A 20,170-nucleotide genomic window follows, 5' to 3' on the forward strand; every position below is an offset into this window, starting at 1 on the left:
TGACCGCCGTTTCCTGTGCGCAGGGAAGGGCGTCTCGTGCTAGTTTCACAAGTGATGCATTTCGTCGACCCGTCCCGAGAAGTCCTGGCCGAAACCCTGCTTGCGGCCGGCCCCGACTCCCCCACGCTCTGCAAGGGCTGGCAGACGCGTGATCTTGCCGCGCACTTGTACCTGCGTGAGCGCAAGGCGCGCGTGGGACTGGGCCTGCTCATCAAGAGCCTGAGGAAGACCTCGGATGAGGCGACGGCGGAACTCGCGGAGACCCTGAAGAGCCCCGAGGCGTACGCGAAGCTGGTCAACACCTTCCGCGCCGGGCCGCCCGCCCTGTCCCCCATGCGGATCAAGGCGCTGGACGAGAGCTCCAACCTGACTGAATATTTCGTCCACACCGAAGACGTGCGCCGGGCCGTGGACCGCTGGGCTCCGCGGGCGCTGGACGAGGGCTATTCGGATGCGCTGTGGGATGACCTGATCAAGCGCGCCGCCATCCTCTACCGCGGCGTTGATCTGGGCATCGTGCTGGTCAGCCCCTCCGGGCCCCGGCACGTCGCCAAACGCGCCCCCGTCTCCGTGGCGATCGTCGGTGAGCCCGGCGAACTGCTGATGCACGCCCACGGCCGGACCCGGCACGCGCTGGTCACCTTCGAGGGCCAGCCCGACGCCGTCGCCCTCCTGCAGTCCGCCGAGGTCGGGCTCTAGTTTTCGGCACGTCCGCTGCGAATGCGCGGCGGATTTCCCTTGCCCACCTGTAGGCTCACTGGAAACCGAGCCTGAGGGGGCAGCGCTATGCAACTCCACATCCCTGCGGTGGCACTCGCAGTGACAATCCTGCTGAACGGCTGCTCCTCATCTCCAACAATCGACGCACTGAACCGCGCGGCCACGGAGCAAGACCGGCTTCCCGCCGGCGTCACCCTTCAGCCCGAGAATGAGATCCCCGCGGGCAGCGTGAGATTCCTGGCCGAGGACAACGCCGTCAGGTACTTCGGGGCCAAGAGCGCCGACGGCAAACGGGCCTGCGTCGCCGCCGTGCCGGAGGGCTCCAGCGCCTCCTCATGGATAGCCGGCTGTGCAGACCTGCGGGACGACCGGGAGATCGTCCACGTGAGCGGCAAGGGAATCCGTGAAGTTGTCGACGTCAACAGGCTCCTTGCCTCCGGGTGGAAGCCCATCCACAAGAACATCGTGATTTCCCCGAGCTGAGACCGGGACACGGCGTGGGCTCCTTCAACGGCCGCTGGCGTGTCCTCCTCCAGGGTGGCGCGGTCACTGGTCCAGGGTCCGCTGCGGGACCCTGGACCGACGATCGCATCAGTCGTGGGCGAGGACCGTGTTGATCAGCTTGATGAGCTCGGCCGACGCCGCTTGAGTCACCGCCGGCCCCGCCTTCACCGCAGTGACGGCGAGATTGCCTTTGACGCCGGTGACGGTCAATGCGGTTTGGGCTTGGCCGGTGGCAAGGTGCTGGGTGGTGAGCGCCGCGAAGGACGCGTCGCCGTCGGACTTGGCGTCAACGGGCGCGGTCTCGGTGGTTATCTTCTGGCCTCCCACCTCGATGGTGAACGACTTGCACGGAGCGGCCGCAGCCTGTGAGGCAGCAAGCTGTTGGGTCATGGTTTTGGCGTCCTTCAGTGCATGACCGTCACCGCGATCGTCGTTTTGTCGGCCGCGGAGATGGACGTGCCTCCGGCGTAGGTACTGCCGTCCGGGACGTTGGCGTTGCTGTCGACGAGAGGTTTGCAGGTTTCGGGGCTCACCACTGCGGTCTTGAGCAACTCTTTGACCCTGAGAATGCCTTGATCGATCTGCGCGGCCGGAACGACGGTCAGGGGCTGGCCCTGGTCATCCCTGAGCGTGGAGAGCAAGCCGCTGAGGTCCGCGTTGCTGAAGGTCTTCACGGGGGTCGGTGTGGACGAGGATGGCTGGGCCGCCACCGGCGTGGCATCCGCCGTCGCGGTATCTGGACCGGTGCCGGATCCCGTCCCGCAGCCGGTGAGGGAAAGCAAGGCGGCCGTGATGACCGCCGCCGTGGTGGATGTTCGCTGCATGAGGCGTCCCTTCTCGGATCACTGGTCCGCCTCCCGATCCGGGCGGCGCGCTCCGGCACCACCCGGATGCGGTGCCCCATAGGACCCGGACCGTGCGGCGTCTAGCTCATCGCAGGTAAGCAGCACGCGGGTCCGGGCCCCGCAGACTCAACGGCAGGTGCAGCGCGTCCCCCTCGCGCGCCGCTCGCTGGCGCGATGGCGCCCAAACTATCCAACGCGACGGCGAGGCAACAGAGAGTGCACTACTTGTTTTTTGGCCGCCCGACGCAAGTAGAGGGCTACTCAGCCGGCCCTCTGTTCTTCGTCAGGTCCTCAGCCACCATGACCAGGATGCCGCTCGGACCGCGGAGGTAGGTGAGCTTGTAGATGTCCCGGTATGTTGCCACCCCGCGAAGTGGATAGCAGCCGTGCCGGGACGCTATGTCCAGCGCCGCGTCGATGTCGTCCACGGAGAACGCCACCCTGTGCATGCCAATCTCGTTGGGCAGGGTGGGGTCAGTCTCGATGGCGTCGGGGTGGAGGTATTCGAAGAGCTCGATCTGACCGTGCCCGTCCGGCGTCGTCAGGACGGCGATTTTGGCGTGGTTACCGTCGAGGCCGACGGCGGTGTCCGCCCACTCCCCCGCGATTGTGTCCCGGCCGACAAGTTCGAAGCCCAGGTCAACAAAGAAGGCGATCGCCGCCTCGATGTCGCGGACGGCAATCCCGACGTTTTCCAGTTTGATCGTCATCCTTCGCATGCTACCGACCGACGTACTGCGCATGTGGGAAAGCCCAGATTCAAGGCGGCCCGCAGGCCCCAAGCTAGAGTGATGACCTAGGGGGAAGTCATGGAATGGATTCTTTTAGGCATTGCCGCTCTGGTCATCATCGTTGCGTCTATTTGGCGCGATGTCTCAAGAAAGTCGCTACGGCCGCCTGCGGGATCGGACCCGGATTCGGAACGGGCGCTTCGCGACTTTCACCGCGGCCAGACCCTGGGCCATTCACATTTTGTCGGCCTGGATAATACGGGCCACCGCCGATAATTCCGGGCGGCAGCCTCCCACTAGGACTTTTCGGACGCCGAGGATATGCATCGGCTGTAGTCGGTCAGACCCGCCCGCGGCGTAGATTTCGACGACCTCAGCCCCTTACCGCACCGTCCTTCACGTGCGCCTCAAGAACGTCACGGACGCTGGTCCACGCCTGCGGCCCGTAGCGGTCATTGTTCACGTGACGCAGATGGCCCTCGCCACTGAACATGCTCACGAAATACTGCATACCCTGCCAGGCAGGGAACGTCGCGTCCTCGTCCCTCGATATGCGACGCCCGATCCGGGCCATGCCGGACAGCAATCCCGTGGTGCCGGCCCACTGGGTACTGAACGCGGCGCCGGTGAGCTCGGACATAATCCGCGCGATATCCCGGGCTGTCACCCTGTCCCCTGCCACCTCGACGACGCGTGGAGCGGCGTCGTCCAGTGCCACGCGAGCGACGGTGCGGGCGACGTCGTCTTTAGTCGTGAAGTCGAGCAGCTGGTCCGGTGAGGACCAGTAGAGCACCCTGTGCCTCCTGAACAGGATCATCGGAGCCTGACCGGTCAGCATGTCAGCGAAGGCCCCGTTGAGCACGGACGTGGCGCGGAGCGGAGTGGAATCGACGGCGGCGGCGAACTCCCGGCGCAGCTCGAAGTTGCGGTTGCTGCCAGGGGTAACCCGGCGATAATCAGCCGAGTAGTCGGACGGGATGAAGCGTGCCACACCGGCCTCGACGGCCGCCGCCAGCAGCGCCTCCTGGGCGTCGACGATGACGGAGCGCGCGCCACTGACGGCAGACACGACGACGTCGGCGCCGCGGAGGGCGTCGACGAGGCCGACGTGGTCCGAATAGGCCGCTACGCGAACCTCAACGCGGTCACGCCCGCCGTATTGCGCCTGTGCGGCGCCGCCGCCTGGGCGGGTCAAAACACGAACAAGGACATCGGCGTCGGCGGCGAGCAACTCGCGGACGATCCGATGGCCGAGATCACCGGTGGCTCCGGCAACGAGGACAGTGGTCATGATGGGGTGCTCTTCTCTGCTTGGGTGGTGTGCTGGTCACTGCTTGGAGTCACGTCGCGGGGTCACGGCTACCACCCCAAGGCAATGGCGATGGCCAGACCGGCCAGCACCAAGGATGTCGGGGCCATGAGCCTGCGTTCGTCCCGGCTCTTTGATGCAAGGTTGGGCAGGACACTCAGGAGTAGGTAGGCCGCAACACCCCACATTGCCACCACATCAGCTGGCGCGGGCAGGAGGGAAATCAACCCGGACCTGTCGAGGGCTACGGCTGCAAAGACGGCGTAAATAAGAACCGACAGGGCGCTTCCCAATCGGAGGCGCGCCGGGAGGACTTCGTTCTGGCCGCCCCAGGCGAAGCGGCCCAGCGGAAGCCCGACAATGAGCAGCACCTGAAATACTGCGAGGAGGCCGAGCAGTACGCAGTAGGTCAAGGTTATCGTCAGCGTCATAGGCTGAAGACTAGCGTCCGTGACGAGTCGCCCTGACCCCTCCGCTCCTTTGCTCGGCCGTGTCTAAATTTCGGGGGGCGGCTCGCCCTCGTACCCCGACCTATCTGGACTCCAAGGGAGTCCACGCAAGCGTTCTCCTGATGGCCATCGAGTCGTTGGTGGAGACTTCTCATACCCTACGTGCCTCGAATCGCTCGGGACTCGAGACAATCAGGTTATGAGGCACAAATCCCGATGCGGCGACCGGTTCGGGTGTCCGTTAGGGGATCCTTGAACGGGCACTTCGCCCAAAAAATCGGTCCGGCTCTCAAGGTGGGCCTTAGATAAATTCAGACAAACGGGCTCCTGCCCGTGTTTCCGCCGGTAGCATCAGGGCGTGAGCAGCCAAAATCGATCCATGAATGGGCGCAAAACAAAAGAGATCTTGTCATCAGCCCTATGGACAGCACTTCTTACTGTGACGGCTTGGGTCGTAGTGGCGAGTTGGGGACACACCTTCTGGCCCACCGTTGCATTTTTCGCGGTGTGTACGGTAGGTATCGCGATGCCATTGGGCCTGACGCTTGGCGTCCTAATTCCCCGAAGAATCGCCTCGCGCGGAATTCGAGAAACGTCTTCGCCGAGTCCGCGAGGGACATCCAAGACACATGACTAAAGCCGAAACGGTAGCCACGGCGTTCCTGCCGGCAAAGCTACCCTTGTCGCGGTAGGTGATCCTTCACCGGACGCCCTTGTGGGTCTACCTGAGCATCGTGCGGAGAACCATCAACAACACACCGGCAACAAAGAGCAGCACACAAAACAGCATGCCCAGCAGCTCCATGCCTCGCACCTGCTCGGCTGCGTCCCTAACGGGAAGGACTTTGAACTTCTCCGTAATCAGGTACACCTGATATGCCGCTATCCGCTTGCGGAAGACGAACCAAACAGCGGCCACCAGCACGAAAACTAAGCCTTCACCCATTCGCTACCGCCCAAGATGATTTAGCAGGTTGATCCGAGCCGGAGCCTGACCGTCCCATTGGTCCCCCTCTGTGCTACAGACTCCATGTTCCAGGAGACCGTCCGCTTGCCGATCCATCACCGGCACCACCTGCAGCGGAGTCGCTCTCAGAGCTGACGTCCCCTCTGATTCCACCGCTCCCGTTCGGATTCCTCCTCTTCCCATAAAACTGAGTCATGTTGTCGGACATAAGCAAGTCTTGCTACGAAGCCGACTGAAGCCAGGAATACCGCGATGAACAAGTAGTTTCCGTTTTCCCAGGGCAGGGATAGGCGCGTGGCCAGAACGACTAGCTGGAGGGCGGCGACGATAGCCGCCATCGTGATCATGAACCTAAAGCCACCCCGAGTCATTTTGGGCTCGAGTCTTTTGCGGGCTTCGCCTTGCGACATGGCCAAAGCATATTAGTGCCCGCGCCTATCGTGAAGAGTGCGCACCCCAGTCGATACGACCGTCGCTGTCCCGTAAGGGGCCCGCCCGCTAACTGTCCCGTAAGCCGGTCCCCTACTGCGACAACCCACCCCTGACCTGCGGCGTTGCGGGGTCCCGGCCCAGGGTGTCCCGTATACCCCGCCCGCAAAATTGCCCGGTGAAGGTGCCCTATACGCTACACACATATCAGTCTCGAAACCCATGACATACGAGACCTCTCACCCGCGCTCGGTCGGCCAGCCGGGAAGGCGGCAATTCTCTTCGGCCAACGTTCTCATAACGACGTCTCGAAAGCTTTTCGGAAAAGAGATGCACCCAACGTTAGTTAGGAGACACCAACAGCGACCCCAGGCACGCCCGGGACCAGCACCGGCTCAACTCGCCGCCAAGAGAATCGCGGGACCCGAAACCACTTCGGGCGGTTCAGGGCCGGCCGGGACCCTGCGGGCCGTTATCGGACCTCGAACCCAGCGTCGCGGATGGCGGTTTTGACCTGGGCGATCATGTCCACCGGGCCGAAGTGGAAGACGGAGGCGGCCAGGACGGCGTCGGCCCCGGCGGCCACTGCCGGCGGGAAGTGCTCGGGCCGGCCGGCGCCGCCGGAGGCGATCAGCGGGACCTTCACGGCGGCTCGGGCCAGCCGGATCAGTTCCAGGTCGAAGCCGTCCTTGGTGCCGTCGGCGTCGATCGAGTTGAGCAGGATCTCACCCACTCCCCGGTCCGCGGCCTCCCGCGCCCATTCGAGCGCGTCGATGCCGGTGCCCTGACGGCCGCCGTGGGTGGTGACCTCGAAGCCGGAGGGCGTGGGCTTGGACCCGGGCCGGGTGCGGCGGGCATCCACGGAGAGCACCAGCACCTGCGAACCGAAGTGCCGGGTGATCTCGTCGATCACGTCCGGCCGGGCCACGGCGGCGGTGTTGATCGCCGCCTTGTCTGCACCATAGCGCAACAGCTTGTCCACCTCGGCCACCCCGCGGACTCCGCCGCCCACGGTGAGCGGGATAAAGACTTCCTCTGCGGTGCGCCGGACGACGTCGAACGTGGTCTCCCGGTTGCCCGAGGAGGCCGTAACGTCGAGGAAGGTCAGCTCGTCCGCGCCGCCGTTGTCGTAACGGTGGGCCAGTTCCACCGGGTCACCGGCGTCGCGCAGGCCCTCGAAGTTGATGCCCTTGACCACGCGGCCGGCGTCGACGTCCAAACACGGGATGACGCGGACGGCTACTGACATGACTGCTCCTGCTGTTGACGTGCTTCTTCGGGGCCTTGGCTGACTTAAGACTGGCTGACCTAAGACCGGCTGGCTTAGATCCGGCAGGCGTGGATGCTGCTGACCAGGATGGCGCGCGCGCCCAGGTCGTAGAGTTCGTCCATGATCCGGTTGGTGTCCTTCTTCGGCACCATCGAGCGCACGGCAACCCAGTCGGAGTCGCGCAGCGGAGACACCGTGGGCGACTCCAGGCCCGGGGTCAGCGCGGCGGCCTGCTCCACGAGCTCATTGCGGATGTCGTAGTCCATCAGCACATACTGGCGGGCCACCAGCACGCCCTGGAGACGGCGGATGAGGATCTCGACGGCGGGGTTCTGCTCGCCCTTGCGGCCGATCAGCACCGATTCGGACTTCAGGATCGGTTCGCCGAAGATCTCCATTCCGGCGGCCTTGAGCGTGGTTCCGGTCTCGACCACGTCGGCGATCGCGTCGGCCACACCCAGGCGGACCGAGGATTCAACCGCACCGTCCAGGCGGACCACCTTGGCGTTGATGCCGCGCTCGGCCAGGTAGCCGCGGAGCAGTCCGTCGTAGCTGGTGGCCAGGCGCTTGCCCTCGAGCTGGTCGATGGAGCTGAAGTCGCCCACCGGGCCGGCAAAGCGGAACGTGGAGGCGGCGAAGCCGAGCGGCAGCAGTTCCTCGGCGTCGACCTCGGCGTCGAGGAGCAGGTCGCGGCCGGTGATGCCGACGTCGAGCGTTCCCTGCCCGACATAGACGGCGATGTCGCGCGGGCGGAGGAAGAAGAACTCGATGTCGTTGTCCGGGTCGACCATGACCAGTTCGCGGCTGTCGCGGCGCTGGCGGTAGCCGGCCTCGGCGAGCATGGCCGAGGCGGCTTCGGACAGGGATCCCTTGTTCGGGACGGCAACTCTCAGCATGGGGAGGTTTCTTTCTGGGTGGATCGTCATGGGGTAACAGGCACTGCGGGCCACGGACCACTCCGCGTCCGCCGGCGTGAGCCAGGGACGCGGAACCGCGTGGCTAGAGATGCTTGTAGACGTCTTCCAGGGTCAGTCCCTTGGCGAGCATCAGGACCTGCAGGTGGTACAGCAGCTGGGAGATTTCCTCGGCTGCGGCCTCGTCGGATTCGTACTCGGCAGCCATCCACACTTCGGCGGCTTCCTCCACGACCTTCTTGCCGATGCCGTGGACGCCGGACTCAAGTTCGGCGACGGTGCGGGAGCCTGCCGGACGGCTGGCGGCCTTCTCACTCAGTTCTGCGAACAGCGACTCGAAATTCTTCACACCCTCCAGCCTACTTGCTCGGGGCGTGGCCCCGCCTGCCGGGCCTCCGGATGACTCCCCTGATGTGAGGGATTCCACAGCCTAGCGGTACTGCTTGAGCGTGACGGCGGAGGCGACGGCGGCGGTGAACGCCTCGTGTCCCTTGTCCTCGTTCGAGCCGGGCAGGCCCGCCCGGTCGATGCCCTGCTGCTCCGTGTCGCAGGTCAGGACGCCGAAGCCCACCGGGGTGCCGGTGCGGACGCTGACCTCGGTCAGGCCCATGGTGGCCGCCTCACAGACGTATTCGAAGTGCGGGGTGCCGCCGCGGATGACGACGCCGAGGGCGACGACGGCGTCGAAGTGCGCCGCCAGCCGGGCGGCGGCGACGGGCAGTTCGAAGGTGCCCGGCACGCGCAGGACGGTGGGCTCGTCAATGCCGGCGTCCTTGGCCGCGCGGAGGGCTCCGTCGAGCAGGCCGTCCATGATGGCGGTGTGCCAGCTGGCGGCAACGATGGCCACCTTGAGGCTGCTGGCTTCCGCGGACTGGGTGGTCAGGTCGATCGTGGGGGCGCCGTGGCCGCTCATAGGGTGTCCTTGCTCTTGGTTCTGTGGGGAGAAAGTGGGTGGGAGGCGGTGCGGCCTAGCCGGCCTGGACGCCGGATTCGACGCCGGCTCCGGACCCGGCACCAGCTCCCGGGTCCAGCGCGGCCGGCTGCATGTCCAGGACCAGGCGGTGGTCCATCCGGTCCTTCTTGGTCTGCAGGTAGCGGAGGTTCTGTTCGCGGGAGGGCACCTCGGTGGGGACCATTTCGACCACGTGCACGCCGGCCTGGGCCAGCCGGTCCTGCTTGTCCGGGTTGTTGCTGAGGAGCCGGACCTCGTTCAGGCCCATCTCCGCCAGGATCTGGGCCGCGGCCTGGTAGGAGCGGGCGTCCACCGGCAGGCCCAGCTGCTCGTTGGCCTCGACCGTGTCGAAGCCGGCTTCCTGCAGCGCGTAGGCCCGGATCTTGTTCGCGAGGCCGATGCCGCGGCCTTCCTGGCCGCGCAGGTAGAGCAGGGTTCCGCCGTGCTCGTGGATCAGTTCCAGGGCGTAGGCCAGCTGCTCGCCGCAGTCGCAACGGTAGGAGCCGAACACGTCGCCGGTGAGGCACTCCGAGTGCAGCCGGACCAGCGGCGCCTTGCCATCGGTGGCGGGCAGCGGCGAGCTGACCGCCAGGTGCTCGGCACCGGTTTCCAGGTCCGTCCAGGCCTGGGCCACGAATTCGCCGAAGGCGGTGGGAAGCTGCACGATCGGGCCGCCGCTGACCGGATGCGGCTGCTGCGCCGGGGTGGCCGGCTGCGCTGGGGAAGTCGTCATTGTTTCTCCTCTGTCCAAGGTCCTAGGCGGAGGCCGCCGCGTGGCTACCGGTGTTCCCGGCCTCAAGGTACGCCACCAGGTCGGCGATCGAGATCAGCGGGCAGCCGTGCTCCAGCGCGAAGCTGCGAAGTCCGTCCAGCCGCATCATCTCTCCGTCGTCGTGCACTACTTCTGCGATCACACCGACGGGTTCGACGCCGGCCAGCCGGCACAGCTCCACGGCTGCTTCGGTGTGGCCGGGCCTCTCCCGCACACCCCCCTTAACGGCGCGGAGCGGGAAAACATGCCCGGGCCGGGTCAAGGAGCTGGGTTCGCTGGTGGGATCGGCCAGAATCCGGGCCGTGAGGGCCCGATCCGTGGCGGAAATTCCGGTGCTGACGCCGATCGCAGCATCGCAGGAGACGGTGTAAGCGGTGCCCTTGGCATCCTCGTTGATGGTGACCATCGGGGGCAGTGCCAGGGCGTCGGCGCGGTCGTCCTCCAGCGGCACGCAGATCACGCCGGAGCTGTGCCGGATGGTCCAGCCCATCAGCGCCGGGGTGGCGTGCGCGGCGGCGAAGATGATGTCGCCCTCGTTTTCGCGGTCTTCATTGTCGACCACCAGCACCGGCCGGCCCTCCGCCATGGCGCGGACGGCGTCCTCGATGGGGTCCAGCACCGGGGCGCCCGCGCCGGCGGCGCGGACGGCGTCCTCTCGGCGGTTCTGCAGCGTGCTCATGATGCGTCCTCTCCGGCGGTGCGGGTGGGGGCCAAGGCCAGGAGCCGTTCGGTGTACTTGGCCAGCACGTCCACCTCCAGGTTCACGGGCGCGCCGATCTCCTTGGCACCGAGCCCGGTTTCGGCCAGCGTGGTGGGGATCAGGCCCACCTCGAACCATGGCTCGGACGCCGGAGCGGGGCTGACTGCGGTGACGGTGAGGGAGACGCCGTCGACGGCGATGGAGCCCTTCTCGGCGATGTAGCGGGCCAGCGGCGCGGGCACACCGAAGCGCAGCCGGTCCCAGTTGCCCAGCGCCTCGCGCTCCAGGAGCTGTCCGACGCCGTCGACGTGGCCCTGCACGACGTGCCCGTCGAGCCGGCCCCCGGCCGGGAGGCAGCGTTCCAGGTTGACCCGGTCCCCCGCGGCAAGGCTGCCGATGGTGCTCCGGACCAGGGTCTCGCCCATGACATCGACACTGAAGTCGGTCCCGTCGATGTCCGTGGCGGTCAGGCAGACGCCGTTGACGGCGATGGAGCCGCCGTGGGCCAGGCCCTCGGTGCTGGTGGGTGCGTGCAGCCGGAGGGTGGCGCTGGTGTCCCCGTCGCGGGCGACCGAGAGTACCTTTCCTTGTTCGGCGATTATTCCGGTGAACATCAGTTGCCTCCTGGGGCGGTGACCGCGGCATGGCGCGGGGTGGTCTCAGATGAAGAAGGGGTGCCTGTTTCTTTGGCGGCGTTGCCGGTGCGGGGCCGCAGGTGGAGCCGCAGGTCGCGGCCGAGCCGTCGCACGGAGCCGCCGGTGGCCTCGTCCCAGTCCCAGCGCTGGGCGTCTGCGAGGGTGCCGATGCCGAGGTCATCGAGGGCGGCCGTGCCGGAGCCGAGCAGGGTGGGCGCGAGGTAGAGGATCAACTCGTCCACCAGGCCGGCGGCGAGGAACGCGCTGAGGATCCTGGAGCCGCCTTCCACCATCAGGTGCCGGACGCCGGCGTCGAACAGCTGGTCCAGCGCCTCGGCCGGCTCGCGGGTGGGCAGGTGCAGCACCTTGCCGTCGTCGCCGTGCACGGCGGCGTCCTCCGGGATTCCCCGCAGTCCCATCACGGCGCGCAACGGCTGCTCGTCCGCGTTCCGGCCGTCGGGGGTGCGGGCCGTCAGCCGCGGGTTGTCCACCAGGACGGTCTGCGTGCCCACCAGGATGGCGTCGATCCGGCCGCGCAGGGCGTGGTTGTCCTGAAGCGACTCGGGGCTGGAGATCCACTGGCTGGTGCCGTCCGCGGCGGCGATCCTGCTGTCGAGGGTCTGGGCGATGTGCAGGGTGACGAACGGTCGTTGGACGGCGACGGCGTCGAACCACCGCCGGTTGAGCTCCAGTGACGTCTTTTCGGCAAGGCCGGAACGGACGGTGACGCCGGCGGCGCGCAGCGTGGCCGCTCCCCCGGCGGCGGGATCATGCGGGTCGTCCACGGCGTAGACGACGTTGGCGATGCCGGCGTCGATGATGGCCCGGGCGCAGGGGCCGGTGCGGCCCACGTGGTTGCAGGGTTCGAGGGTGACCACCATGGTGGTGCCGGTGAGGTCGAACCCGGCCTGCTTCGCCTGCTCGATCGCGTCGGCCTCGGCGTGCGGGGTGCCGGCGCCGCGGTGGTAGCCGGTGACCAGCGGGGACCCGTCGGGGGCGATGATGACGGCTCCCACCAGCGGATTTGCGCCGCGGGGACCGAGGGCGGCGGCGGCGAGGGCGGCGTCCATCGCCGCCGATTCGGCTGCGCTGAAATCAGGTGTGGTGTGGTGAACGCTCATCGGCCGCCCGCCCGGTCCCGGAGGACCGCGGTGCGGTTGAAGAGCCATCGCAGGGGGTTCATGTGTCTGTCTATACCTTTCCTCTGAACCGCGATGGCTCCGGGGGTATACGACAGCACAGTGCCGCGGCGCGAAAGGGCGCCGCAGTAACAGCTGTACGTGCTTCTCTCATCCAGACTTTAACTGTCGGTACCGGAATTCCACCGGTTCAACCGTCCGCCGTTGCCCTCCTGTGGGAAGGCGCCGGCTCGCGGGTCGCGGACTGTCACCGCCGGTTCGGACTTACACCGACCCCGGAGCACGTATGTGTGTAGCTATTCTGACACAACCGCGCCCGGCGGCCGGGTATTCCGGGCCCGCGGCCGTCACCGGACGCAACAGGCGCGGGGTCGTCCAGAAGCCGCAGCGTCGTCCAGACGCTCGGTCCGGTGTTAGCGCTTTCCGGCCTCGCGGAGCCGCTCGATCGCCTCAGCCGGATCGTCGGCCCCATAGACCGCGGAACCGGCGACGAAGACATCCGCCCCCGCCTCGGCGGCCCGCCAGATGGTGTCCTCGGTGATGCCCCCGTCGACCTGCAGCAGCACGTCCAGGCCGGACGCGTCGATGGCCGCGCGGGCCCGGCGGATCTTGGGCAGGGTCAGTTCCAGGAACTCCTGGCCGCCGAAGCCGGGCTCCACCGTCATGATCAGGATCATGTCCAGTTCGCCGAGCATGTCGAAGAACGGCTCGACGCCGCTGCCCGGGCGCAGCGCCAGCCCGGCCTTTGCTCCCCTGGCCCGCAATTCGCGCGCCAGCTTCACCGGAGCGATGGACGCCTCGGCGTGGAAGGTCACGGAGGCGACGCCGGCGTCGGCATAGGCCGGTGCCCAGCGGTCCGCGTGCTCGATCATCAGGTGGGCATCCAGCGGGATCGGGCTGATCTCCTGCAGCCGCTGCACCACCGGCAGGCCCAAGGAGAGATTGGGCACGAAGTGGTTGTCCATCACGTCCACATGCACCGCATCCGCGGTCCGGATCTTCGCCAGCTCGGTCTGCAGGTTCGCGAAGTCGGCCGAGAGGATGCTGGGGTTGATGCAGGTGTGCGACATGGAAGTCCTTTGCTGTGGTGCCGGTGTGGTGCCAGTATGACCGCTGGATCAGGCCTTTTTGTGGATGAGCGCCAGGAACATCGCATCCGTCCGGTGCAGGTGCGGCCAGAGCTGGGCGGTCGACTCGTGGCCGGCGTCCAGGTGACCGGTGAGGCTCACGGCGTCCAGCGCGGCGCCGGCGTCGAGCAGCTCCAGGTCCTCGCGCTTGCGCAGGGCGTCGCTGACGACGGCGGTGGTCTCGGCCGGGTGCGGCGAGCAGGTCACATACGCGACGACGCCGCCGGGCTTGACCGCGTCGAGCGCGGATTTGAGCAGCTCCCGCTGCAGCGGGCCCAGGTCCGCGAGGTCCTTGGGCGTGCGGCGCCAGCGTGATTCCGGGCGGCGGCGCAGGGCCCCGAGGCCGGTGCAGGGCACATCGACGAGGACGCGGTCGAACTGGCCGGTCATCTCGGCCCCCACCTCGCGGCCGTCGCCGGTACGGACCTGCCAGGTCTCGCGCGGAACGGCGCTGAGGGCCTGACTGACCAGCTTGGCGCGGTGCGGGGCGGGTTCGTTGGCCAGCAGGGTGGCGCCGTGCTGCCGGGCGAGGGCTCCGAGGAGGGCCGCCTTGCCGCCGGGACCGGCGCAGAGGTCAAGCCAGCGTTCGCCGTCGTCGTTCTTGGCTTCTCCGTGGCCTTCCGCTGCGAGGTCCACCTCGGCGAGGGCGCGGGCCACGAGCTGGGAGCCGACGTCCTGGACGCGGGTGCTGCCGTCCCGGACGGAGGCGAGCCGGCCCAGGTCGCCGCCGCTGGAGAGCGCCGAGCCCTCCACCAGCTCGCCGGGGGTGGCGCCGTTTTCCAGCGCCTCGTCGAGGCTGCCGAGGCCGGGGAGGGCCACCAGGTTGACCACCGGGGCGGCGTTGTCCGCCTCCAGCAGGCTGGTGATCTCGGAGACCGGCCGGCCGTGCGCCACCAGCGACTGGCGGAAGGCCCGGACGATCCATTCCGGGTGGGCGTAGCGGATGGCGGCGCCCTTGGTCTCGTCCGCTTCCCCGGTGAGCAGGAGCTCGAGCCACTCGTCGAGCGTGTGGGCGGAGACCTTGCGCAGCACGGCGTTGATCAGGCCGGAGGGGCCGGCGCCGATGACGGCGCGGGCCAGGCCGACAGTCTCGTCGAGGGCGGCGTGCGCCGGGACGCGCATGGCCAGCAGCTGGTGTGCGCCGATCCGCAGGGCGTCGAGGATCGCCGGGTCCAGCTGGTCCAGCGGCCGGTCCACGCAGCGGGCCAGGACGGCGTCATAGGTGCCCTGGCCGCGGAGGGCGCCGTAGCTGAGTTCGGTGGCGAAACCGGCGTCGCGCTTGTCCAGGCCGTGGTGGCGGATCCGGGCCGGGAGCACCAGGTTGGCATAGGCGTCCTCGGCGGCGACGGCGCGGAGCACCTCGAAGGCCACCAGCCGGGCCGGGTCGGCGCGACGGGTGCGCTGGGCCGGGGCGCTTTCGGTGAAGTTGCGCTTGGGTCCCCGGTTGCGTTCGCGGCCCTGCGCGTCGCGGCGCACGCCGGCGCGGGAGCTGTCGGCCCCGGCGCCGCCCTTTCCGCGCTGGCTGCCGGAGTTGCCTTGGCCGCGCTGGCTGCCCGCGCCGCCTCCGCTGCGGCCGCGGCCGATTCCGTTCGATCCGGACTCGCTCATTCGAAGACCACGCTTTCCAGTGTTGCCTGCCCGCGCGCCCAGTCGGCGGCGGCCATCATTTTCTTGCCTGCGGGCTGTACCCGGGTCAGTTCCACCGGGTGTGAGCCGGTTCCCACCAGGACGGCCTTGCCATCCAACGCCACGTGTCCCGGCGGAAGCGCCGCGGCGTGGGGCCGCAGCCGGACGGGTTCAAGTTTGATCCGCTGTCCGTCCAGCGTGGTCCAGGCACCCGGTTCGGGGGTGACGCCGCGCGAGCGTCGGCTGATTGCCAGCGCCGGGAGCTGCCAGTCGAGCCGGCCGTCCTCGAGGGTGAGCTTCGGGGCGAGGGTGACATCCCCCTGTTGCGGGACCGCGGCGGCCTTGCCGGCGTCGACCGCGGAGAGCGTCTGGGCCAGCAGTACGGCGCCGCTGTGGGAGAGGCGTTCCAGCAGTTCCCCCGCGGTGTCCTCGGGTCCGACCGACTCGGTGAGGGTGCCGTAGACGGGGCCGGTGTCCAGGCCTTCCTCGAGCCGGAAGGTTACGGCGCCGGTCACGTCGTCGCCGGCGATCAGGGCGCGCTGGACCGGGGCGGCGCCACGCCAGGCCGGCAGCAGCGAGAAGTGCAGGTTGATCCAGCCGTGGGCGGGGACGTCGAGCGCGGCCCGAGGAATCAGGCCGCCGTAGGCAACAATGGCGGCGACGTCCGGGGCGGCGGCGGCAATCCGGGCCGTCACGTCGGCGTCGACCTTCGCCGCGTGGATGACCTCGATCCCGAGCTCGGCCGCCCGCGCCGCCACCGGCGACGGGGTCCTGACGCGCTTGCGCCCCTGCGGCGCGTCGGGGCGCGTCAGGACGGCGACGACGTCGAACCCTGCGCCGACCAGCGCGTCAAGTGAGGGGACGGCGACGGCGGGGGTGCCAGCGAAGAGGACCCTCACTGGGCGGAACCGAAGGAGGCGCCGGCGCCGAAGCTGGAGCCAACGGTCTTGGCGCGCTTCGACGTCGTCTGTTCGGTGATGGAGTCATAGTTGGCGTTGCGGATGGCGCGCAGGGCGGCCTTCCGGTCCTCACCCTCGAGACGGTCCGTGAAGAGGATCCCGTCAAGGTGGTCCGTCTCGTGCTGGAAGACGCGGGCCAGCATGCCCTCGCCCTCGAGCTCCACCGGGTTGCCGTGCACGTCGACGCCGGTCACCCGCGTGTGGCGGAAGCGGCGGACGGGGAAGCCCAGGCCGGGGATGGAGAGGCAGCCCTCCACCTCGTCGGGCTGGAAGTCCTCGCTGTTGTCCAGGACGGGGTTGATGATGTGACCCTCGACGCCGCGGATCCGGTATGTGAAGACGCGCTGGCTGATGCCCACCTGCGGGGCGGCCAGGCCGGCGCCTTCGACGTCCTCCATGGTTTCGAGCATGTCCGCCACCAGCTTCGCCAGCTCGGGCCCGAACTCCGTCACGGGATCGGCTACTGTGCGCAGCACAGGGTCCCCGATGATGCGGATGTTCAAAATGGCCATGGGTGATTTGTCCTTCGAGCTGGGCGGTCAGGGATTCCATCCAGTTTAGTGCCAGATTCGGTAGCGGGGATTTCCCTGCCTTGTGCATCGCCCCGCTAAAAATGTCAGACCCCCGCAGGAGACTTGATGCATGGAAGCCATCGGGGGTTTCATCGCGGATCTCGATTCCGGACCGACGTCGGTCGCCGGAGTTTATGCGGCCGTGTCCCTGATCCGGGAGGCCGGTCCGGAGGCGGTGCGGGACGCCTACCGACTCGACGTCCAGGCGGCCGCTGACCTGGCGGACGCTGCTGAAGAGCTGTCCCGGCTCACCGAATATTGGCAACTCGTGGCCGCAGCGGCGGTGGACCGGAGCCGGAAACTGGCTGCACCCGAAGCCCGCGCCGTTCCCGGCTGGACCAGCGGCTGGCAGGAGCCGGCCAAGCCCACCCGGCCGGTCATCGCGGAGGCGGACGAAGCAGCGACAGCGGTACCCGCGCGACGGTCTGCCTCCGAAGATATTGCCGTCACCCTGTCCGCTGCCTCGGACGACGGCTACCGGAATACCGCGGAATTCCTCCGGGCCAGGCTGCACATCTCTCTCGCCGAGGCACGGAGCAGGCTGCGGCTGGCCGAGGCGGTACTGCCACGGCAGGACCTGACTGGAGAGCTCCTTCCGCCGGTCCGCGAGGAACTGGGAGCCGCGGTGGCAACGGGCGACGTCTCTGCGCGGTCGGCCTGCGTCACCGTGGCGGCCCTGGCAAACGCAAAACCCGTCTGCGACACCGCCACGCTCGGGCGCATGGAACACGCCCTCACCCGCACCGCCGTCGAACATGACCCCGATTTCCTGGTCCGGATCGCGCAGCGGTGGTTGAACGCTGTGGACCCGGACGGGAGCGAACCGTCAGAGGAGCTACTCCGGCAGCTTCAGGGCGCTTTCATCCGGAGGCGGCGGCACGGTCTGCAGCACCTCGAGATTTTCGCCACGGACGAGCAGTTCGAGCACCTGATCACCGTCATGAACACCGCTACAAATCCGCGGATCGGGAACGACGGCGGTGGGTCCGTAACCCCTGCAGAGGGCCGCGATGGCGCCAGCTGCGGAAGGCCGGGCACCGAGGGCGGCGTCTCTGGTTCACCCCCGGATATGGACGGCGGGGTGGGACTCGACCTGCGCTCCCTTGCCCAGAAGCGCCTCGACGGACTGGTCGGTGGCTGCAAGGTTGCCTCCGGCTCAGATGGGCTACCGGCCGCCGGAGGGCTCAGGCCGCAGGTGATGGTGACTATCGACTACCGGGACCTGTTGGAACGGATCGAATCAAGCGAGGGCACGGGGACCATGCTCTTCTCGGGCCCGGTCACCGCCTCGACGGTGCGGAAGATTGCGTGCGACGCGGACATCATCCCTGTGGTGCTGGGCGGTGAGGGCCTCGTCCTGGACATCGGCCGGGCGTCACGGGTGTTCCCGCCGCATATCCGGAAGGCACTGGTTGCCCGGGACCAAGGGTGTGCCTTCCCCGGCTGCTCCATCCCGGCGCCGTGGTGCGAGGCGCACCACATCGACTACTGGTCACGCGGCGGGGCCACAAGTACGGACAACGGCGTGCTGCTGTGCTCGCATCACCATCACGTCGTCCACAAGGAACAGTGGGAGATCCAAGTCCGCCTGGGGGTGCCATGGTTCATCCCGCCACCGCACGTGGACCCCGGCCGAAGACCGTGCCGCAACGGATTCTTCCGTCCTGTTGCTGCCTAGCCGGGATGTCCCCAACTTTGCTGGCTGGCCGGTTTTCCGTCCCGCTACTAACTGCCGCCGTCATCTGGCCAGCGCCGCGGGACGGGAAGCTACCTCCCGCCGGTCATTCGGCCGACGCCGTGAGGCCGCGTGCTACCACCCGCAGTCATCCGGCCGGCGCCGCGGGACCGGCTGCTACCTCCCGCCGTTTAGTGGCTGGCGCCGCCGTCGTGACTGGGTCTGCCCGGGATTGCTGTCACGAGCACATGTTCAGGAAACCGGTGGCTCCCGGCCGCGAATGGAAAGTCACTGCGTGTCCCGCGTCGTCCCGGAAAACCGCCGTGGAGCCACTGACCGTCATCGTGCCGGCCTGGTAGGGGTTGTCCCAGCCTGCGGGAGGGTTGCCACTGCCGTCGTCGAGGATCTTGTCGGCGAGGAAGTACGTCCCGTCGACAAGTGCCTCGCGGATACCGCAATGCGTGAAGAGGTTGAACGGCACGGCCACAGGAGTCTCCGATGCCGGCACGGCCGTAGTGGCTGGGGCGCCCGACGGGGATGCCGGCGTGGTCGGTTGTCCAGGAGCCTGAGCGGTCGGGGATCCCGATTCCACGGTGGGTGCTGCAGATGCCGTCCCCTCGCCCGGACCGCCGGGAGCCGCGCAACCGCTTAGCAGTGCCATGGTGAGGGCACCGACCATGCAGTGATAACGAGAGCTACGACGAACTGCCATGCCCTAGCGTGCCTAGCCGGCGCCGCTTCGCGGAAGGGCGTTTCGGCCCGAAAGAGGCGCTAAGGCGAAGGGTTAGCGTGCCATCGGCGGGGCGATCGGCAGCAGCGCGGGACCCGCCGCCACGGTGTCGGCCGACATCTCCCAGACCCGTCGCAGCGCGCAGAACTTCCACCAATGATGCTTCAGCACGTTGGGGTTGGCGCGTTCCGGACGGACCTCGGTCTCGCCGATGGCCACGGCCAGCAGGATGGGCGAATCACCGTGCTGCCACGGCTCCCACTCCCCCGCCACCGGGTCAACCAGGCTCTCCTCGGCCTTCATACCGGCCACCAGCTGCATCACCACCTTGGCGTCCAGCGGCTTCACCATGCCGTCCCGCGTGGTGCCCTTTGTCTTGTAGTCGATCAGGCAGGTGCGACCGTTGATCTTCGCCACCAGGTCGAGGGTTCCCGCGTAGCCCACGGTCTGGTTCCAGACAGTGATCTCCGGTGCGATCGGTTCGACCTGGAACAGCTCCCACCACTCGTCGAAGCGGGCCGCGAAGGCTTCCTCGCCGTTAGCCGCCAGTGCCTCGCGGGTTTCCTTCATCTGGTGCGGCCGGCCCAAGGCACGCAACGCAACCTGTTCGCAGTAGTTGTGTACCCGGTCGCCGCGCTTGGCCGCGTCGTCCCGATAGGTTTCCGCGGCCTTCGCCGCCCGACTGACGGCCTGGCGGACCTTTGCCGGGCTGCCCAGGATCTCCGGCAGCGATGGATCTGCGGCCAGGCTGTTGGCGCCCATGTAGCCGAACCAGCCATCCAGTCCGTGCGGCTGCTGGCCGATCACTGTGGTGATCGAGGGAACCGTGAACTGGGCCGAGGTGGAACGGGCGTACATCCGTCCATACTCGGTGGCGTGGGCGAGGAGTGGGGCTGTCATGGCAAAAACTCTTTCACAGGGGTCTGACGCGATATGAAACTGTGGAGGCGATCAACGACGACGGCGGTTGCGGGCGCCGCGTGTGCGTAGCCGGTTGCCGGTAGCCAAATACATCGCCGGGAGGCGCTGCCCGCGGTCGGTGTCCGTCGAGTTGCCCGAGACCGTCCTGTCCTCGGCCCGACCGGCCCAGCCGATAACGACGCCTGACCGCCAAAAAACAATGGTCCGCCCCGCTCGGAGAGCGG

23 protein-coding genes and 1 riboswitch are annotated in these 20,170 nt (G+C 67.8%); of the genes, 3 read left to right on the forward strand and 20 right to left on the reverse strand.

The genetic code is table 11. The annotated features are described in order from the left end of the window. The first annotated feature begins 54 nt into the window (after nucleotides 1–54). Together ACFUCU_RS12295 and ACFUCU_RS12300 are read left to right on the forward strand one after the other, a co-directional pair. Complete coding sequence (locus tag ACFUCU_RS12295; protein ID WP_290258047.1) at nucleotides 55–699, forward strand: TIGR03085 family metal-binding protein; 645 nt, start codon at nucleotides 55–57, stop codon at nucleotides 697–699. Between the two features lie 120 nt (nucleotides 700–819). Beyond that, nucleotides 820–1,203: a hypothetical protein gene (locus ACFUCU_RS12300; protein ID WP_377972906.1), complete on the forward strand. Its 384-nt coding sequence runs from the start codon at nucleotides 820–822 to the stop codon at nucleotides 1,201–1,203. A 108-nt stretch (nucleotides 1,204–1,311) separates the two neighbouring features. On the opposite strand, the gene ACFUCU_RS12305 is transcribed toward ACFUCU_RS12300, so the two are convergent. The 18 genes from ACFUCU_RS12305 to def form a co-directional block, all read right to left on the reverse strand. Next, nucleotides 1,312–1,614: a hypothetical protein gene (locus tag ACFUCU_RS12305; RefSeq protein ID WP_377972907.1), complete on the reverse strand. Its 303-nt coding sequence runs from the start codon at nucleotides 1,612–1,614 to the stop codon at nucleotides 1,312–1,314. A 14-nt stretch (nucleotides 1,615–1,628) separates the two neighbouring features. Next, nucleotides 1,629–2,048 carry a hypothetical protein gene (locus ACFUCU_RS12310; protein ID WP_377972909.1) on the reverse strand — a complete coding sequence of 140 codons (420 nt, stop codon included), beginning with the start codon at nucleotides 2,046–2,048 and terminating at the stop codon, nucleotides 1,629–1,631. Nucleotides 2,049–2,326: 278 nt separating this feature from the next. After that, complete coding sequence (locus ACFUCU_RS12315) at nucleotides 2,327–2,779, reverse strand: VOC family protein (RefSeq protein WP_377972910.1); 453 nt, start codon at nucleotides 2,777–2,779, stop codon at nucleotides 2,327–2,329. A 394-nt stretch (nucleotides 2,780–3,173) separates the two neighbouring features. After that, complete coding sequence (locus tag ACFUCU_RS12320; RefSeq protein WP_377972911.1) at nucleotides 3,174–4,091, reverse strand: NmrA family NAD(P)-binding protein; 918 nt, start codon at nucleotides 4,089–4,091, stop codon at nucleotides 3,174–3,176. A gap of 68 nt (nucleotides 4,092–4,159) precedes the next feature. Beyond that, on the reverse strand, nucleotides 4,160–4,540 hold the full coding sequence (locus ACFUCU_RS12325; protein WP_377972913.1) for a hypothetical protein: 381 nt from the start codon (nucleotides 4,538–4,540) through the stop codon (nucleotides 4,160–4,162). 739 nt (nucleotides 4,541–5,279) lie between these two features. Then, nucleotides 5,280–5,483 carry a hypothetical protein gene (locus tag ACFUCU_RS12330; RefSeq protein ID WP_377972915.1) on the reverse strand — a complete coding sequence of 68 codons (204 nt, stop codon included), beginning with the start codon at nucleotides 5,481–5,483 and terminating at the stop codon, nucleotides 5,280–5,282. 943 nt (nucleotides 5,484–6,426) lie between these two features. Further along, nucleotides 6,427–7,203 (reverse strand): imidazole glycerol phosphate synthase subunit HisF, encoded by a 777-nt coding sequence (gene hisF, locus ACFUCU_RS12335; RefSeq protein WP_290258063.1) that lies wholly within the window; start codon nucleotides 7,201–7,203, stop codon nucleotides 6,427–6,429. A 74-nt stretch (nucleotides 7,204–7,277) separates the two neighbouring features. Further along, nucleotides 7,278–8,120 (reverse strand): ATP phosphoribosyltransferase, encoded by an 843-nt coding sequence (hisG, locus tag ACFUCU_RS12340; RefSeq protein ID WP_290258064.1) that lies wholly within the window; start codon nucleotides 8,118–8,120, stop codon nucleotides 7,278–7,280. A gap of 103 nt (nucleotides 8,121–8,223) precedes the next feature. Beyond that, nucleotides 8,224–8,487, reverse strand: coding sequence for a phosphoribosyl-ATP diphosphatase (locus ACFUCU_RS12345; RefSeq protein WP_290258065.1), 264 nt, complete (start codon nucleotides 8,485–8,487; stop codon nucleotides 8,224–8,226). A gap of 81 nt (nucleotides 8,488–8,568) precedes the next feature. Next, complete coding sequence (gene ribH / locus ACFUCU_RS12350; protein WP_377972917.1) at nucleotides 8,569–9,051, reverse strand: 6,7-dimethyl-8-ribityllumazine synthase; 483 nt, start codon at nucleotides 9,049–9,051, stop codon at nucleotides 8,569–8,571. 55 nt (nucleotides 9,052–9,106) lie between these two features. Further along, entirely contained in the window at nucleotides 9,107–9,823 is a 717-nt protein-coding gene (ribA, locus tag ACFUCU_RS12355) for a GTP cyclohydrolase II (protein WP_377972918.1), read from the reverse strand. A gap of 22 nt (nucleotides 9,824–9,845) precedes the next feature. Then, nucleotides 9,846–10,541: a 3,4-dihydroxy-2-butanone-4-phosphate synthase gene (gene ribB / locus ACFUCU_RS12360; RefSeq protein ID WP_377972919.1), complete on the reverse strand. Its 696-nt coding sequence runs from the start codon at nucleotides 10,539–10,541 to the stop codon at nucleotides 9,846–9,848. After that, on the reverse strand, nucleotides 10,538–11,176 hold the full coding sequence (locus ACFUCU_RS12365) for a riboflavin synthase (protein WP_377972920.1): 639 nt from the start codon (nucleotides 11,174–11,176) through the stop codon (nucleotides 10,538–10,540). Before ACFUCU_RS12365 ends, ribB begins: the two co-directional genes overlap by 4 nt. Next, complete coding sequence (gene ribD / locus ACFUCU_RS12370; protein WP_377972922.1) at nucleotides 11,176–12,318, reverse strand: bifunctional diaminohydroxyphosphoribosylaminopyrimidine deaminase/5-amino-6-(5-phosphoribosylamino)uracil reductase RibD; 1,143 nt, start codon at nucleotides 12,316–12,318, stop codon at nucleotides 11,176–11,178. Before ribD ends, ACFUCU_RS12365 begins: the two co-directional genes overlap by 1 nt. Before the next feature lie 155 nt (nucleotides 12,319–12,473). Beyond that, nucleotides 12,474–12,624, reverse strand: a riboswitch (FMN riboswitch). A 125-nt stretch (nucleotides 12,625–12,749) separates the two neighbouring features. Further along, nucleotides 12,750–13,406 carry a ribulose-phosphate 3-epimerase gene (rpe, locus tag ACFUCU_RS12375; protein WP_364137674.1) on the reverse strand — a complete coding sequence of 219 codons (657 nt, stop codon included), beginning with the start codon at nucleotides 13,404–13,406 and terminating at the stop codon, nucleotides 12,750–12,752. Nucleotides 13,407–13,454: 48 nt separating this feature from the next. Beyond that, nucleotides 13,455–15,071 (reverse strand): RsmB/NOP family class I SAM-dependent RNA methyltransferase, encoded by a 1,617-nt coding sequence (locus ACFUCU_RS12380; RefSeq protein ID WP_377972923.1) that lies wholly within the window; start codon nucleotides 15,069–15,071, stop codon nucleotides 13,455–13,457. Further along, the gene (fmt, locus tag ACFUCU_RS12385) at nucleotides 15,068–15,988 is read right to left on the reverse strand and encodes a methionyl-tRNA formyltransferase (protein WP_377972924.1); all 921 of its coding nucleotides are present in this window, start codon (nucleotides 15,986–15,988) and stop codon (nucleotides 15,068–15,070) included. The genes ACFUCU_RS12380 and fmt overlap by 4 nt, the downstream gene beginning before the upstream one ends. Then, the gene (def, locus tag ACFUCU_RS12390; protein WP_377972925.1) at nucleotides 15,985–16,560 is read right to left on the reverse strand and encodes a peptide deformylase; all 576 of its coding nucleotides are present in this window, start codon (nucleotides 16,558–16,560) and stop codon (nucleotides 15,985–15,987) included. Before def ends, fmt begins: the two co-directional genes overlap by 4 nt. Before the next feature lie 130 nt (nucleotides 16,561–16,690). On the opposite strand from def, the gene ACFUCU_RS12395 reads away from it, so the two are divergent. After that, a complete protein-coding gene (locus ACFUCU_RS12395) occupies nucleotides 16,691–18,298 on the forward strand; it encodes a DUF222 domain-containing protein (RefSeq protein WP_377972926.1) in 1,608 nt (535 codons plus the stop codon). Between the two features lie 235 nt (nucleotides 18,299–18,533). On the opposite strand, the gene ACFUCU_RS12400 is transcribed toward ACFUCU_RS12395, so the two are convergent. Then, on the reverse strand, nucleotides 18,534–18,776 hold the full coding sequence (locus tag ACFUCU_RS12400; RefSeq protein WP_377972927.1) for a hypothetical protein: 243 nt from the start codon (nucleotides 18,774–18,776) through the stop codon (nucleotides 18,534–18,536). 303 nt (nucleotides 18,777–19,079) lie between these two features. Next, nucleotides 19,080–19,925, reverse strand: coding sequence for a cytochrome (locus ACFUCU_RS12405; protein WP_377972928.1), 846 nt, complete (start codon nucleotides 19,923–19,925; stop codon nucleotides 19,080–19,082). Between the last annotated feature and the right edge of the window lie 245 nt (nucleotides 19,926–20,170).

It is taken from the genome of Arthrobacter sp. NPDC057259 (assembly GCF_042668995.1).
Lineage (GTDB): Bacteria > Actinomycetota > Actinomycetes > Actinomycetales > Micrococcaceae > Arthrobacter.

What these genes read in the sequence shown, in the direction of transcription:
- ACFUCU_RS12295 (WP_290258047.1), top strand. Translation starts at nt 55, where the DNA reads ATGCATTTCGTCGACCCGTCCCGAGAAGTCCTGGCCGAAACCCTGCTT.
- ACFUCU_RS12305 (WP_377972907.1), bottom strand. Translation starts at nt 1,614, where the DNA reads ATGACCCAACAGCTTGCTGCCTCACAGGCTGCGGCCGCTCCGTGCAAG.
- ACFUCU_RS12310 (WP_377972909.1), bottom strand. Translation starts at nt 2,048, where the DNA reads ATGCAGCGAACATCCACCACGGCGGCGGTCATCACGGCCGCCTTGCTT.
- ACFUCU_RS12315 (WP_377972910.1), bottom strand. Translation starts at nt 2,779, where the DNA reads ATGACGATCAAACTGGAAAACGTCGGGATTGCCGTCCGCGACATCGAG.
- ACFUCU_RS12320 (WP_377972911.1), bottom strand. Translation starts at nt 4,091, where the DNA reads ATGACCACTGTCCTCGTTGCCGGAGCCACCGGTGATCTCGGCCATCGG.
- ACFUCU_RS12325 (WP_377972913.1), bottom strand. Translation starts at nt 4,540, where the DNA reads ATGACGCTGACGATAACCTTGACCTACTGCGTACTGCTCGGCCTCCTC.
- hisF (WP_290258063.1), bottom strand. Translation starts at nt 7,203, where the DNA reads ATGTCAGTAGCCGTCCGCGTCATCCCGTGTTTGGACGTCGACGCCGGC.
- hisG (WP_290258064.1), bottom strand. Translation starts at nt 8,120, where the DNA reads ATGCTGAGAGTTGCCGTCCCGAACAAGGGATCCCTGTCCGAAGCCGCC.
- ribH (WP_377972917.1), bottom strand. Translation starts at nt 9,051, where the DNA reads ATGAGCGGCCACGGCGCCCCCACGATCGACCTGACCACCCAGTCCGCG.
- ribA (WP_377972918.1), bottom strand. Translation starts at nt 9,823, where the DNA reads ATGACGACTTCCCCAGCGCAGCCGGCCACCCCGGCGCAGCAGCCGCAT.
- ribB (WP_377972919.1), bottom strand. Translation starts at nt 10,541, where the DNA reads ATGAGCACGCTGCAGAACCGCCGAGAGGACGCCGTCCGCGCCGCCGGC.
- ACFUCU_RS12365 (WP_377972920.1), bottom strand. Translation starts at nt 11,176, where the DNA reads ATGTTCACCGGAATAATCGCCGAACAAGGAAAGGTACTCTCGGTCGCC.
- ribD (WP_377972922.1), bottom strand. Translation starts at nt 12,318, where the DNA reads ATGAGCGTTCACCACACCACACCTGATTTCAGCGCAGCCGAATCGGCG.
- rpe (WP_364137674.1), bottom strand. Translation starts at nt 13,406, where the DNA reads ATGTCGCACACCTGCATCAACCCCAGCATCCTCTCGGCCGACTTCGCG.
- ACFUCU_RS12380 (WP_377972923.1), bottom strand. Translation starts at nt 15,071, where the DNA reads ATGAGCGAGTCCGGATCGAACGGAATCGGCCGCGGCCGCAGCGGAGGC.
- def (WP_377972925.1), bottom strand. Translation starts at nt 16,560, where the DNA reads ATGGCCATTTTGAACATCCGCATCATCGGGGACCCTGTGCTGCGCACA.
- ACFUCU_RS12395 (WP_377972926.1), top strand. Translation starts at nt 16,691, where the DNA reads ATGGAAGCCATCGGGGGTTTCATCGCGGATCTCGATTCCGGACCGACG.
- ACFUCU_RS12405 (WP_377972928.1), bottom strand. Translation starts at nt 19,925, where the DNA reads ATGACAGCCCCACTCCTCGCCCACGCCACCGAGTATGGACGGATGTAC.